Source organism: Ruegeria sp. BE10, assembly GCF_056538905.1.
In genome coordinates this window covers 197384-209747 of record NZ_JBQFTX010000009.1, presented here as the reverse complement: position 1 = coordinate 209747, position 12364 = coordinate 197384, and the positions used below count along the sequence as shown (strand labels likewise).

The following is a 12364-nucleotide window of genomic DNA, read 5'->3' as shown; positions in this document are numbered from 1 at the left end:
CCTGCAAAACACGAGCATCGGTATTGCCAGGCCCCGGACCAGCAGCCAGTGTCTCGGGGATCTCAAGCGTGGGATAAATCTGAAAAGTCATTCGATCCTCCTTGATCGTCGGCGTGATCAATCACGCCCAAATATCGCGTTGTGGATCAGAAAAGCCTTGCTTGCATCATTGCGCAACGTAACTTACTACTGCTTTGGGACTTCTAATAGGATTAGAAAAAAACTACCCGTTTTGGCAGAAATACCGCAGTATACCAAATTATTTCCTATACTTACGGGTAGTTTTTTGGGTTTTTGGGTGTAAAATCAATGGCAGAGCCTTCACAGCAACCGATTAACGTTATGCTTGCCGACAACAATCCACTGGTATTGTCGGCCATGTCCGAGATTTTCGAGCGTGATCCACGATTCTCTCTGGTGGCAACATCAGCAACCGCCGAAGGCTTCTTGGGCGCGGTTATGAGAGTTCCGGTCAAGGTCTGCGTGATCGCCTGGAATTTGCCGGTCTTGGGCGCCGCCAAATTGATCGAGGTTCTGCGTGAACAGGAGAACGCGCCCCGTTTCGTCGTATATGGAGACGATGCCGGAGACGTGCCGCGCCTTGCTATGCAGGCAGGAGCTGCGGGGTTCGCATCCCGGTCAGGTGAGGTCGATGTTTTGCTGGAAACTTGTTCGGATGTTGCCCGAGGCAAAATGGTTTTTCCGTTCATCGATGTTCGGAAAATGCAGCAGGATCCAATTCACAGCCTGTCTCGTAAAGAGCGCGTCATCCTTGAAGCGTTGGCCAAGGGCCTATCCAATCGTGAACTTTCGAAGGACCTGCAAATCTCGACAAATACAGTCAAATTTCACCTGAGCAACATCTATGAAAAGCTCTCGGTTAAAAACAGGGCGCAAGCGATTGCATTCTACTATTCTTCTGGCGCTGCCTCAGATTAACAGATTTGCACCTATGGCCGAGCATTTACTAGCTATCACGCAATATGTGGAAGCCCAAGCAGGCCAAAACGCTCGAATTCAAGCTTTCAGAACGTCGCAGCAAACAGGTCGCCACAAAGTTCTTCGCCAAGATGCTGGAGGTCAACGGCCTCCCACGAAAGATTGTCATCGGCAAAAGCAGCACAAACACTGCGGGTATCAAAGCAATCAACAGAATGCTCAAGGGTTTTGGTTGCCCGATACCAATAGAGATGGTCAGGCGGAAGTACCTGAACAATATCGTCGAACAGGACCACCTGTTCATTAAGAGGCGAACAAGACCGATGCTTGGAGTTAAGGCCTTCGCATCAGCCGAGGCAAGCTTGGACGAGATCGAAATTGTGCACATGATTACTCCGAGCCCGTATTTTCAATTCGTCGAATTGCATTAAAAGACCTGCCTGCTGTCAGGCTACGCAGACGCTTTCATCGCTTTTGAGTGGCGACGGAACGCGATGCAAACTCCATGAGGCGCCTGAACTTTGGGCAATCCATATGGGTCTCTGCCGGACAATCCGCCACGTGACGCAACGCATCGCGTAGCCGGGTGAGACCACGGATTTGTTCATCAAGAGTATCTGCGCGCAGGTGCAATTCAGGGCGTGGCAATTGCGGAGTGCCATCATTGGCGAACATGTCCTTGATCTCAGCAAGTGAGAATCCCGCCATTTTTCCTAAAGAGATCAAAGCAAGCTGCGTCGCGACGCGTATCTCGAATTGCCGTCGAAGCCCATTCCTAGCGGCGGACTGGATCAGCCCGATCTCCTCATAATAGCGCAGTGTTGAGGGGGGGACGCCGCTCCTTTTGGACAGGACGCCAATATCAAGAAGTTTCATAGTTGACCTCAAGTCGACTTGAAATGGCAGGATAGCTCCTCACTGGCACATGAGACAAGAGAGTTTACGATGACTGATACAGTGCAGGCGCAATCTTCCATTCCCATCCTGATCACTCTCGCTGCAGCGACATTGACCGCCTCATTGGGTATCAGTATTGCCGCGGTAATGCTTCCGACGCTGACGCGTAGCTTCGCTGCGACAGTTTCAGAGGTGCAGTGGGTCGTACTGGCTTACCTGACATCCGTGACCATCACGATCGTATCCGCCGGGCGGCTTGGCGATCTATTCGGCCACGGTCGCTTGCTGATTGCTGGTCTCATCGTCTTTATTGCAGCGTCGGTTCTGTGCGCTATGGCCCCGAGCCTGGGCTTGCTGATTACTGGGCGCGCGTTGCAGGGGCTTGGCGGAGCGATCCTGATCGCGCTTCCAATGTCTATCGCACGTGATTTTGTCCCGACTGAGCGGTTGGGTACGGCAATGGGATTGCTTGGCACGACTTCTGCTGCGGGGACTGCCCTGGGCCCCTCACTGGGCGGTGTGTTGTTGGCGATGGGCAACTGGCGCATGGCATTCTGGTTTCTTGCCGGCTTTGCTGGTGTCACGCTTATACTGTCTGTCACCGCAATCACGCGCGATTCTGAACGTCCGACAGTATCCTGCCGAGAATTGGATTTTCCGGGAACCATAGTGTTGGTTATTGCACTGGCAGCCTACGCTCTGGCAACCAGTGGCGGAGCCTCACGTATCCCCGTGCCACCGGTTGCATTGTTTTCTGCTGCTCTGATCGCAATCGTCTTTTTTGGGCTTGTCGAAACCCGTGTAGCTTCACCGCTGGTGCCGATGAAATTGCTCCGCGACCAGAGGACAAGTATCGGGCTTTTTTCGAACCTTCTGGTCAGCGCAATCATGATGTCCACTTTGGTCGTTGGTCCGTTCTTTCTGGCATTTTCTCTGGAATTGAACGAAGCGATCATCGGTTTGGTTATGGCAGTTGGGCCGCTGGTCGCTGCGCTCTTCGGCGTTCCGGCCGGATGGGTGACGGACAGGCTTGGTGCGCATCGCGCGATGACCATCGGCCTTGTGCAGACTACTGTTGGTCTGCTGTGCCTGGCGTACCTGCCGGGATACTTCGGTGTCGGCGGCTATCTGGCCGGACTCATCATGTTGACGCCCGGCTTCCAACTTTTTCTTGCCGCTAACAACACGGCGGTTCTGATCCACGCCGCCAAAGAACAACGTGGCCGGCTCTCTGGCCTTCTCGGGCTCTCGCGGAACCTGGGTCTGATGACGGGTGCCTCTGCAATACCCGCGCTATTCGTCAACATAGTCGGGAAGGGAGATACCACTAATGCTCCGGCCGCAGATGTTGCCTATGCTTTTTCGATGACTTTCACGGCCACTGCATGTTTGACCCTGATTGCCCTGGGGTTGGCAATTAGCAGCCGAGCCTGGCGCGCCCGCAATGCGCCGACCCCCGCCGAGTGACGTTGCCGAGAAAGGTAATCCGCGTATTGCGGGGCGATTGTGGAGGAGCCAGAATTCTTGTTTTCGGATCGAAGCGGCCTTTGAAGTCACTACGGCAATGCAAAGTGGACGGGCAGGGTTGCTGATCCTCCCCCTCTGAAGTGGTCCGCCGTTATGGTTAAGAAAATGAAGGAACCACATGGCGAACAAGCGACCGAAGCCGGAAGAGATTGTATCAAAGTTGCGGCAAGTTGAGTTATTGATGGGCAAGGCATGTCCCGTCTGGATGCTTTGGACCGGTGGCTTGAAGCCATGGAATCTTCTGGAATCCCGTTGTGAGGCACCCTTTACTGATCATGCTTGGATTGCGTGCCGGCATTTCTTTCCTGTTCCGACTTGTAAACACTGTTGGGGACCGGCATACATGTTCACGCCATAATCAAGAGACTGGCTATTCCGTACAGCCCGGCAATGACGGCTCGTTTGTTTGCGCAGCAGGTGAGTTCGTACCCGCCTCAGTTTTCGGTCGCCGCAAATGGCCGGTCAGGTGAAGCCTCACCACGGCTCATAACGGCCTTGCCTAAGTCCGCTATGAGCCGGATGGGTTACATCATCAGTGCCTTTCCTACCAATGCTTGCTTGTTTGGATATTGCGAAACATCAACACCGCGCTCCATCAGTGCTTCGCTAAGTTCTTCCTCGCTCAAGGCTTCGATCGCTTCGGTCGTCATCTTCATGAAATTGATCCGGCGCTTGGGCAGGCCGTTTGTGTCACCAAAAACGTGTCGATCCTCAAACGCGAACTCATCCGCGTATTTGGTCATGAAGTAGGTTAGGAAGGTGTTTAGGCTGGTTCGAACACGGGGATCATCCGCCATCAAATCCGAGGATGCATCAAGCGTTTCTCGCATCAGGGTTACCCAACGCTTGGCCCCTTTGTCGTTCATCAGGGCCATCGCGTTGTGGGTGTGATGGAAGCTCAGCCGGAACTCTGCGCCGTGATAGTACGGGCCGCCGCCCATGACATCGATCCACATTGACGCCTGGGTTGTGACATGGTGGCTCAGCCCACCGACCCGTTCAAACACGGACGTGAACCAAGGCTCATCGGCAAACACACGTTCATAGAACCTATGCACGATGCCGACGATGGGCTCTTGCCCGAGGACGGAATAGAGTTGCCAAAACTGAATGGGCTTGCTCAGGTCACCGGGGGCCGTCAGCGAGACAACCTCTGCCATCCGGAGTGCTTCCGGTGGTAGCAGCCCCTTATCGATTGCCGACTTAATATAGGCCTGCTGGATTCTCTCGCTCATATAACCATGGCGGGTCGGAAATTTGGGGAGGTCAACACGGAGCATTGGGCGAATTCCTAGAGCGTCTTGATGCCAGAAAAATGATGGCTGGGGCAGGGCAGACCGTCACCGTCCAAATGCCTTGCGGTACTTCTGGATAAAGAGTTCTTTTCCTTTCATCTTCCGTGTGACCCAGTCGCCGACAGTCGCAAAGAGCCAACTGTTTCCGATTTTGGGGCCAAGCGGAACGAGGATCGGTGCCATTTTCCAAGGCGCGTAGGGCTTTTGTTTCTCTACCGGTTGCCCGCTGAGGACCTGTTTCAGGGTCTTGATCAGCCAAGGGTTCTGACGAGAGATCGCAACAATCGTCATACTGTCAGCGACGTCGGCTATGTCCCCGGCGATGAAGACATTTGGGTACTCGGACGGGCGCAACCAGCTATCCGTCTTAATCCGGCCAGAGGGCGTCACGGTCACCGCGGGCAGCGTTTGCGCCAATGCAGTATTTGGTTTGGACCCGATCACGGGGAAGACCAGATCAGCTTCGATAACGCGGCCATCTGACAGTTTTACTGATCCGGCATAAGGTTTGTCCGCGTGCTGCAGATTCTCTGCCCTTTGACCTACCACGACGTTCACGCCGGCGCGTTCCAGCTTGCGTTTGAGCTCTGCCCCCAGCTTGACGGGATACGTTGGAAACAAGCTGTTGTCAGACGAAACCAAAGTGATGCCCTTACTGGGCTGTGCCGCTGCAATCTCTCCGGCCAACTCGGTACCGACGGGGCCGGCCCCAACGATGACGACCGATTTCGCAGACGCCAGCCGAGCGCTGACATCGGCACTGGCCTTGCGAAAGTCATCCATACTTTCGCCCGCCGGTTTGAAAGGGGCTGCATAAGACGAACCAGTTGCCAGGACGATGTAATCCGCAGGGTAAGCAGAGCCGTCTTCCAGCGTTACCTCGGATTGAGTCACAGTAGCGGCACGGCCGCGGATGACCCGTCCATTCTTCAGCAAGCGGTCGTAAGGCAAAATGATCTGATCCAGCAGATCGGGCTCTAGTAGCGCACGAATGGCCGCTGGCGGCTGCATGAAAGCCTCTCGCTGCTCGATCAGAGTGACATCAGCATATTCATCCAACTCTTTTGCGACTTCAAAGCCGACGTACCCACCGCCAACTATCACGACTTTCTGCTTGTCCATTCTGTTCCTCATTGCTTTCCATTCGTCTGAGCCGTAATTAGAAACACAAGATCACAACGACAAGTACGGTCATTTGGGATACTGTTATGGCGCCTGTTGAACCGGATGAAAATTGCCTCATTGAACCTTTGATTGAGGCGATATCGGGTAAGTGGAAGCTCTTGGTCATCTATTGGCTGGCGCAGGAAACCTCGCGGTTTAATCAACTGCAACGAAATCTTGGCAGCATCACGCACCGGACGCTGACCCGCCAGCTTAGCGAGTTGCAAGACGCCGGGTTTGTGTCGCGCAAAGATTTCAAAACGATCCCACCGCATGTGGAGTATAGCCTCACACCTTTGGGCCTAAGCCTGATACCAGTGTTACAAGTTATGCATGATTGGGCAGCGGCAAATGTGGACAAGCTAGCCACCAGGAAGTGAGGGCTTCGTACGTCAATTGTTGCGTATTTGCAGGAGAAAGAAGAATAGTCTGAGGCGCTGCGCATCAATGTTCGCTTGTGAATAAGCAGAAACGCTGCACTGGACACTTTGATCAAGGTCAGCAAAGGGCGGCTGGCTGCGATCATTCCTCTCGTAACAACGCTTCATTTCGGTATTCTGTAGGGGTTTTGCCTGTTTGCGAGCGAAAGGCCCGATTGAATGGCCCAAGCGAAGAGAAGCCAACGTCAAAAGCAATGCTGAGCACTGTACGCTCGGCCATTTCCGGCTTTTCCAGCATCGCTTGCGCCTCGTGAACGCGAAATGCGTTCACGAAGCTGGTGAAGTTGCGGTGTCCCATTCCCTGATTGATCGCAGACCGTAGCCGATGCTCTTGCGTCCCGAGTTTGGCCGCCATTTGTGCTACGGTCAGCCCTTCCTCTCTCCAAAGACCTGCAGCCATCGCAGTATCAATACGCTTGATCAATGCCGCTTGCGCAGCGTTCGGGTTTATGTCGCGCTGCGAGGCAGCAGAGTGTTCGATCCAAATGTCGGGTGCAACACGCACCGACCAAACCAGGAACGCCGCTGCAGACAGGCAAATTGCTGATGCCTGTAGGGGGAATACCCAATACGGAAGCACCTGATCCAAATGGGTGATTTCAATCACCGTGATGATTATGCCAAGGGTCAATAGCCAGACCAGAAACCAACGGCGAAACCGGCGGCGTTCGGCAATCAAATCTTCGACCTCGCCTGACACAACAATTTTCAGCATGTGCAAAAAGAAGATCAGCACGCATGCGCCACGAACCACACCGAGTGGAAACTGCAGCTGGGTCAACCAGCTTGTCCCAACGATAAGAACCGCGACGGTGATCTGCCAGGGTCGAATGACAACGTCATCCTGAAACAGCTCAATCGCGGCCCAATAGATCAGAACCGGGATCACGCCCGCGATCATCACAAGTACAAACCGGATTGGCCCCTCGCTCAGATCGATACCCGGAGAGGACACGATCACATAAGGGCCTAGGCTCAGGCACAGCAGCACGACGGCCAGACTTTTCCGGGTTCGGGGTCCGCTTGCCAGAAAGATCACAGCACAGAGAAAGAGAACGCCAACGGCGCTGCCACGCAGGAAAATATCGAAGACCGCTAAATCAGACATCACGCGCATAAGCGAAGTGCGAATTGGCTTGCCGGTCAATGGCTGGACCATGTCGAAACTGAAAAATCCTCGCCGAAAACTCAATATGTCCATCGTTTTTCGAAATCAGAGAGCACCGGAAACCCGCCTGCGTCAGGTCGTTTTGCATGTCCTTTCGCACTTGGAGAAGCCAATGACACATCTCACTACACTGCTTTCCGTCTATGCAAATGTCTTTGGCGGAGACTTCTTGCGCTATGTTTTGGGCGCAGGCGGTACGTATCTATTGATCAATGTCCTTCTGGCACGTCGGCTTGCCGCGCAAAAAGTCCGCCTGTCGGATCCACCCAAGGGCCAGATCCGTCGCGAGATCCTGGTAAGCCTGCGGACCGTTCTGATCTTTACTGCTGCTGGTACATCAATCGTGCTGGGCGCCAGGGCAGGGGTCATCACGATATACCAACAGGTCGCGACATTTGGCTGGGCCTATTTCGCGTTCAGCATCGTGGCGCTGATCGTCCTCCACGATGCGTGGTTTTATTGGACACACCGCGCGCTGCACTACCCGCCGCTGTTTCGGCGGTTCCACCGGTTGCACCATAAATCACACCAACCTACGCCCTTCACCTCCTATAGCTTCGATGTCGGTGAGGCTGTGGTAAACGCGGTCTACCTGCCTTTGGTATTGGTTCTCCTCCCGGCGCATCCATTGGCGCTGTTCGTTTTTGTAACCCATATGATGCTGCGCAATGCAGTGGGTCACTGCGGGATCGAGATCTTTCCAGCCGATCACAAAGGCCGCCCTGTCTTCGGCTGGCTAACAAGCGTCACCCATCACGATCTGCATCACGCCCATGCCGGTTACAACCTCGGCCTGTATTTTTCGTGGTGGGATCGGCTGATGAAGACGGAACATCCCAAGTACCTCACCGAGTTTGCCCGCGTTGCGCCGCGCATCCGGCCTGTTGGTCTGAAAGCAGCACTTCTGTTTGTAGCGATTGTTGGGGGGCTGGCAGCCAGTCGCGGCGATGCCTTCGAGCTCAGCGGTCGCTACGCGTCGCCCGGGCTTGGTATCATAGTTGAATTCGAGGATTGTGGCGGGGATAGTGCCACCAGATGCGGTCGGTTGCTCTGGAGTTGGGAGGGGCAGACACCCCATGCGAAGATAGGCGATTTGATCCTGACGGGTCTTGTGTTCAACGGTACTGCCTGGGAGGGAATGCTGCGGGACCCAGAATCCGGGCGGACATATCGAGGCACAATCAGACAACCGAGCCAACATCGGCTTATCCTCAAGGGCTGCGCCGGCATCATCTGTGCAACCCAGACATGGCACTCTACAAACTACCTTCGATCCGTACTTTCTGAACACGGAGGTTAACTTCACGCATTGCGCGTGAACACGTTACCAAATCGGCGTCGGGACCTTAATGCGATAGGCGGCTTTGTCAAAGTTGCGCAGCAGGGCCAGTGTGTTCCATGGATGTCTCCTGTGGGCTGAGCTTATCAAATGACGTAAATTGAAGTAACGTATTCTGGTTAACAGCAGGTCTTGTTTTTAAGATGGAAAAAGTGCTGGGACTTGGCGGGTTTTTCTTCAGATCTGAGGATCCTCCCGCGTTGGCAGAATGGTACCGCGATCATCTGGGAATTGATCTTGTTCCCAATGATTATGAAACGCCCTGTTGGACACAGGAAGCGGGCGAAACTGTCTTTGCCCCGTTCGAGAAGGTGACCGAGTATTTCGGAAATCAGGAAAAGGAATTCATGTTGAATTTTCGTGTTCGCGACATTGAAAAAATGATTGCGCAGTTGGAATCCAAAGGTGTCGAAGTGCGTCGCGATCCAGATTCTCCTTATCCGAATGGCAAGTTTGCGTGGCTCAATGACCCTGAAGGCAATCCGATTGAGCTTTGGGAACCTGCTTAATTTCAGGGCCCACTGGTTTAATTATCCCGATCCTGTCGGCGTAATAAAGCGCCGCGAGTTTCTGTGCTGCACAATGACTGGATTTCTTCAGATGATCGACAGGAAGATATCGGTCCTCCGGGCGCAATGCGTGTTGCAATTGCAGAACCACCGTATCGCTCCAAACATCCAAATTGGTTGGCTGTCGGATTTGCATGTACTCGCGCGTCCTTGCAGCATGTATCAAAAGGACGGAGGTAATAATGATCTATGCAATCACGATCTATGGGGAGGCAGGTGTGTTTGAGGCGCTGCCCAAAGACCGCCAGGATGAGGTAATGTCAGGCCACGGCGCGCTGCAAACGGCGTTAAAGGATCGGGGAGAGTTTGTTTCGATAAAGCTGATGCCGCCGACCTCTGCAGTGATGGTCGAACCGGCCACCAGCGAGGGCACCGCGCCGCTGATTACCGACGGTCCGTTTGCCGAGACGAAGGAGAACTTCCTTGGGTTCTACGCCGCCGATTTCAAAGATCTTGATGAGGCTTTGGAATACGCAAAGATGATTTCCTCGCCCGTTGCGCGGCTCGAAGTACGGCCTGTGGCCTGGGCCGGGGGTGTCATTTCATCGGAGTAGCTCATGTCGGACTGGCTGGAGGCCACATTCGCCCAACAGCGCCCACGTGCCATTGCGGCCCTGACGCGGGTGTTTCGCGATATCGATACGGCCGAAGAAGCCTTTGCCGATGCGTGCCTTAAGGCGCTGACGGTTTGGCCCAAGGATGGCGCGCCCCGTGATCCGTTGGCGTGGCTGCTGACGACCGCCCGCAATGCGGGTCTTGACCATGTCCGCAAATCCCAACGCCGCGCGGCAATTCTATCGCGCCACACAGAGGAGTTTCAACCAGCACCCACCGAAACACCTGACCCTGATGAGATGCGCGACGATGTCTTGCGACTGTTGTTCGTATGTTGCCATCCGGAATTGGATCAACGGGATCAGATTGCCATCGCTCTACGCGTGGTCGCAGGGTTGAGCGTCGACGAGATTGCCAGCGGATTCCTGGTTAAACCAAAGACAATGGAACAGCGGATCACCCGTGCCAAAAAGAAGATTGCGAGCAACTCGGTCGCTTTTGAAACGCCCAGCCCGGCAGAGAGGGGAGCGCGGCTGGGTGAAGTTTCCCTGATGGTCTACCTGATGTTCAACGAAGGGTGGTCGACTTCGGCCGGTCCCAAACAGATGAAGCTTACATTGTGTGAAGAGGCCATCCGCCTCGCCCGCCTGCTTGTGGCGTTGTTCCCGGCCATGGGTGAGCAGTCCGCCTTGTTGGCGTTGCTGTTGCTCCAGCACGCCCGTCGGCGGGCACGTATCGATGCGGATGGAAAGCTTGTCGCGTTGGACGATCAGGATCGCGACCTTTGGGACCGTTCGGACATCGCCGAGGCAACGGGCCTTTTGCAAAAAGCCCAACGTATTGGTCATCGCGGGGTCTATATCATCCAGGCCGCAATCGCTGCGGCCCACGCCCACGCGGCCTCATCTGAAGACGCCGACTGGGCCTTGATAGAGAGCCACTACGCCGCCCTTCATGCGCTGCAGCCGACCCCTGTGGTTAAACTCAATCAGATCGCTGCACAGGCCAAGTTGCACGGCCCGCAATATGCGTTGAAGGCGATGGAGGTAGTTGCAGATGATCTGACCACCTATCGCTGGTATCACGCGATGCGGGGCAGTCTGTTGCAGGAAACTGGCGACCACATAGCCGCCATCGCCGCCTTTGAAACCGTGATGACACTCGCTCCAACGGGCCCTGAACGCGTTGTGATCGCGGATAAAATCGCGATCAGCCAAAAAGAATTGCGCGGCGTGTAGGAAAGCCGGCACCTCGCGCGTCCTTGAATCAGACCCGTATGTGGCGGGCACAACCAAGGGAGACACCCATGAGTATTCTAGAGATGACAACTGTCGGCAATTCCGGATGGATCGGGCATTCCGGACCGGATCAGGGCAAAGCCAAAGCCTTTTATCAGGATGTGTTGGGCTGGGCGATAAACGACATGCCGATGCAGGACGGGTCGAGTTATTCGGCCGCAGTGGTAGGCGAGACGCCCATTGGTGGCTTTTCACCGATGCCTGAGGACAATGGAAGCTGGACGATCTTTTTTACCGTGGACGACGTGGATGCAAGTGTTGCAAAGGCGCAAGCCAAGGGTGCTGCGGTCATTCAGCCTGCGATGGATATGCCGGGGGTCGGGCGCATGGCGACGCTAACCGACCCGCAGGGCGCGCGGTTCGCGCTGATTACCTATGAAAGCATGGCGTCCTAAACGTCGCTCGAAAGGAGGGATCAGATGGAACAACTGCCCCAAATTGCGCTGATCGTGACAGCGGTGTTTGTCTTGATGAGCATTCCCATGGCAATCGCCGTTGGCGTGCGTCGTGCCAGGACCGGGATACTTTTGCTCCATGGTGAGGATGAGGGACTGCTACGCCTGATGCGGGCACACGGGAACTTCATCGAATATGTCCCGCTTGCCCTGCTTGCCCTCGCGGGTGCCGAGATTGCGGGAACGGCACCCTGGCTCATAGCTGTCTGTGGTGGGGTTCTGCTGCTAGCCCGCCTCATCCACTACTTCGGTTTGCGCGCATCAGCAGAAAGCAAAGGACGCGCAATTGGGGCGGCCCTGACGACCTTGACTATGATGGTGCTGGCTTTCGCCATCCTCTGGCAACTCGGCACAGCCGCCTGATGCCGGTAGATGAAAACCTTAACACTCGTGTGCGCGATGCTTTGGCCGCGCATGCGGGCATCTCCGAAAAACGGATGATGGGCGGCCAGTGTTTCTTTTTAAACGGCAACATGCTCTGCGGCGCGCGCCGTCACAAAGATGGGGTCGGTCGGTTCATGTTCCGGGTGGGTAAGGCGAACGAGAGCATGGCGCTGAAGGATCCAATGGCTAAGGAAGTGATCCATGGAACCCGTAAACTGGGGGGCTTTGTACATGTTGAAGAGGGCGACTGCGATGACCCAGCATTGCGACGCTGGGTAGAACTTTGCCTCGAACACGCCGCAGCCCTCCCGGCTAAAGACTGAATGGAGGATGT

Annotated in this window: 14 protein-coding genes and 1 pseudogene; 11 read left to right on the top strand and 4 right to left on the bottom strand. The window is 55.0% G+C overall.

Translation table 11 applies throughout. From position 1 onward, the window contains the following. Window positions 1-309 precede the first annotated feature (309 nt). Together ACR0M2_RS18360 and ACR0M2_RS18355 are read left to right on the top strand one after the other, a co-directional pair. Window positions 310-939 (top strand): response regulator transcription factor, encoded by a 630-nt coding sequence (locus tag ACR0M2_RS18360; protein WP_254428658.1) that lies wholly within the window; start codon window positions 310-312, stop codon window positions 937-939. Window positions 940-995: 56 nt separating this feature from the next. Beyond that, window positions 996-1370 (top strand): annotated as a pseudogene (locus ACR0M2_RS18355) (DDE-type integrase/transposase/recombinase); the annotation flags it as partial. A 34-nt stretch (window positions 1371-1404) separates the two neighbouring features. Here ACR0M2_RS18355 and ACR0M2_RS18350 read toward each other — a convergent pair. Further along, window positions 1405-1815, bottom strand: a complete 411-nt coding sequence (locus ACR0M2_RS18350) for a helix-turn-helix domain-containing protein (protein ID WP_170350775.1) — start codon at window positions 1813-1815, stop codon at window positions 1405-1407. 69 nt (window positions 1816-1884) lie between these two features. Here ACR0M2_RS18350 and ACR0M2_RS18345 point away from each other — a divergent pair, with 69 nt between their 5' ends. Next, window positions 1885-3303 (top strand): MFS transporter, encoded by a 1419-nt coding sequence (locus ACR0M2_RS18345; protein ID WP_480706452.1) that lies wholly within the window; start codon window positions 1885-1887, stop codon window positions 3301-3303. A 584-nt stretch (window positions 3304-3887) separates the two neighbouring features. Here ACR0M2_RS18345 and ACR0M2_RS18340 read toward each other — a convergent pair. Further along, a complete protein-coding gene (locus ACR0M2_RS18340; RefSeq protein ID WP_480706451.1) occupies window positions 3888-4523 on the bottom strand; it encodes a globin domain-containing protein in 636 nt (211 codons plus the stop codon). Window positions 4524-4703: 180 nt separating this feature from the next. After that, complete coding sequence (locus tag ACR0M2_RS18335) at window positions 4704-5792, bottom strand: NAD(P)/FAD-dependent oxidoreductase (protein WP_480706449.1); 1089 nt, start codon at window positions 5790-5792, stop codon at window positions 4704-4706. A 74-nt stretch (window positions 5793-5866) separates the two neighbouring features. Between ACR0M2_RS18335 and ACR0M2_RS18330 the strand changes: the two genes are divergently transcribed. Then, window positions 5867-6202, top strand: coding sequence for a winged helix-turn-helix transcriptional regulator (locus tag ACR0M2_RS18330; protein ID WP_170350779.1), 336 nt, complete (start codon window positions 5867-5869; stop codon window positions 6200-6202). Window positions 6203-6344: 142 nt separating this feature from the next. Here the strand turns inward: ACR0M2_RS18330 and ACR0M2_RS18325 are convergent, their stop codons facing one another. After that, window positions 6345-7421: a helix-turn-helix domain-containing protein gene (locus ACR0M2_RS18325; protein WP_480706447.1), complete on the bottom strand. Its 1077-nt coding sequence runs from the start codon at window positions 7419-7421 to the stop codon at window positions 6345-6347. Between ACR0M2_RS18325 and ACR0M2_RS18320 the strand changes: the two genes are divergently transcribed. The 7 genes from ACR0M2_RS18320 to ACR0M2_RS18290 all read left to right on the top strand — a co-directional run bounded on the left by ACR0M2_RS18320 (window position 7420) and on the right by ACR0M2_RS18290 (window position 12353). Then, the gene (locus ACR0M2_RS18320; RefSeq protein WP_480706445.1) at window positions 7420-8730 is read left to right on the top strand and encodes a sterol desaturase family protein; all 1311 of its coding nucleotides are present in this window, start codon (window positions 7420-7422) and stop codon (window positions 8728-8730) included. The genes ACR0M2_RS18325 and ACR0M2_RS18320 overlap by 2 nt on opposite strands. Before the next feature lie 182 nt (window positions 8731-8912). Further along, the gene (locus ACR0M2_RS18315; protein ID WP_170378148.1) at window positions 8913-9278 is read left to right on the top strand and encodes a VOC family protein; all 366 of its coding nucleotides are present in this window, start codon (window positions 8913-8915) and stop codon (window positions 9276-9278) included. Window positions 9279-9520: 242 nt separating this feature from the next. Then, the gene (locus tag ACR0M2_RS18310) at window positions 9521-9892 is read left to right on the top strand and encodes a YciI family protein (protein ID WP_170378147.1); all 372 of its coding nucleotides are present in this window, start codon (window positions 9521-9523) and stop codon (window positions 9890-9892) included. A gap of 3 nt (window positions 9893-9895) precedes the next feature. Then, complete coding sequence (locus ACR0M2_RS18305; protein WP_480706443.1) at window positions 9896-11131, top strand: RNA polymerase sigma factor; 1236 nt, start codon at window positions 9896-9898, stop codon at window positions 11129-11131. A 68-nt stretch (window positions 11132-11199) separates the two neighbouring features. Then, on the top strand, window positions 11200-11586 hold the full coding sequence (locus ACR0M2_RS18300) for a VOC family protein (protein WP_170350785.1): 387 nt from the start codon (window positions 11200-11202) through the stop codon (window positions 11584-11586). A gap of 24 nt (window positions 11587-11610) precedes the next feature. After that, window positions 11611-12009, top strand: a complete 399-nt coding sequence (locus tag ACR0M2_RS18295; RefSeq protein ID WP_170350786.1) for an MAPEG family protein — start codon at window positions 11611-11613, stop codon at window positions 12007-12009. Continuing rightward, window positions 12009-12353: a TfoX/Sxy family protein gene (locus ACR0M2_RS18290; protein WP_170413712.1), complete on the top strand. Its 345-nt coding sequence runs from the start codon at window positions 12009-12011 to the stop codon at window positions 12351-12353. The genes ACR0M2_RS18295 and ACR0M2_RS18290 overlap by 1 nt, the downstream gene beginning before the upstream one ends. Window positions 12354-12364: the final 11 nt, after the last annotated feature.

Excerpts from the sequence above, each read along its gene's own strand:
- ACR0M2_RS18330 (WP_170350779.1), top strand. The coding sequence starts at position 5,867 with ATGGCGCCTGTTGAACCGGATGAAAATTGCCTCATTGAACCTTTGATT.
- ACR0M2_RS18350 (WP_170350775.1), bottom strand. The coding sequence starts at position 1,815 with ATGAAACTTCTTGATATTGGCGTCCTGTCCAAAAGGAGCGGCGTCCCC.
- ACR0M2_RS18295 (WP_170350786.1), top strand. The coding sequence starts at position 11,611 with ATGGAACAACTGCCCCAAATTGCGCTGATCGTGACAGCGGTGTTTGTC.
- ACR0M2_RS18345 (WP_480706452.1), top strand. The coding sequence starts at position 1,885 with ATGACTGATACAGTGCAGGCGCAATCTTCCATTCCCATCCTGATCACT.
- ACR0M2_RS18325 (WP_480706447.1), bottom strand. The coding sequence starts at position 7,421 with ATGGTCCAGCCATTGACCGGCAAGCCAATTCGCACTTCGCTTATGCGC.
- ACR0M2_RS18300 (WP_170350785.1), top strand. The coding sequence starts at position 11,200 with ATGAGTATTCTAGAGATGACAACTGTCGGCAATTCCGGATGGATCGGG.
- ACR0M2_RS18340 (WP_480706451.1), bottom strand. The coding sequence starts at position 4,523 with ATGGCAGAGGTTGTCTCGCTGACGGCCCCCGGTGACCTGAGCAAGCCC.
- ACR0M2_RS18290 (WP_170413712.1), top strand. The coding sequence starts at position 12,009 with ATGCCGGTAGATGAAAACCTTAACACTCGTGTGCGCGATGCTTTGGCC.
- ACR0M2_RS18315 (WP_170378148.1), top strand. The coding sequence starts at position 8,913 with ATGGAAAAAGTGCTGGGACTTGGCGGGTTTTTCTTCAGATCTGAGGAT.
- ACR0M2_RS18310 (WP_170378147.1), top strand. The coding sequence starts at position 9,521 with ATGATCTATGCAATCACGATCTATGGGGAGGCAGGTGTGTTTGAGGCG.
- ACR0M2_RS18305 (WP_480706443.1), top strand. The coding sequence starts at position 9,896 with ATGTCGGACTGGCTGGAGGCCACATTCGCCCAACAGCGCCCACGTGCC.
- ACR0M2_RS18360 (WP_254428658.1), top strand. The coding sequence starts at position 310 with ATGGCAGAGCCTTCACAGCAACCGATTAACGTTATGCTTGCCGACAAC.
- ACR0M2_RS18320 (WP_480706445.1), top strand. The coding sequence starts at position 7,420 with ATGTCGAAACTGAAAAATCCTCGCCGAAAACTCAATATGTCCATCGTT.
- ACR0M2_RS18335 (WP_480706449.1), bottom strand. The coding sequence starts at position 5,792 with ATGAGGAACAGAATGGACAAGCAGAAAGTCGTGATAGTTGGCGGTGGG.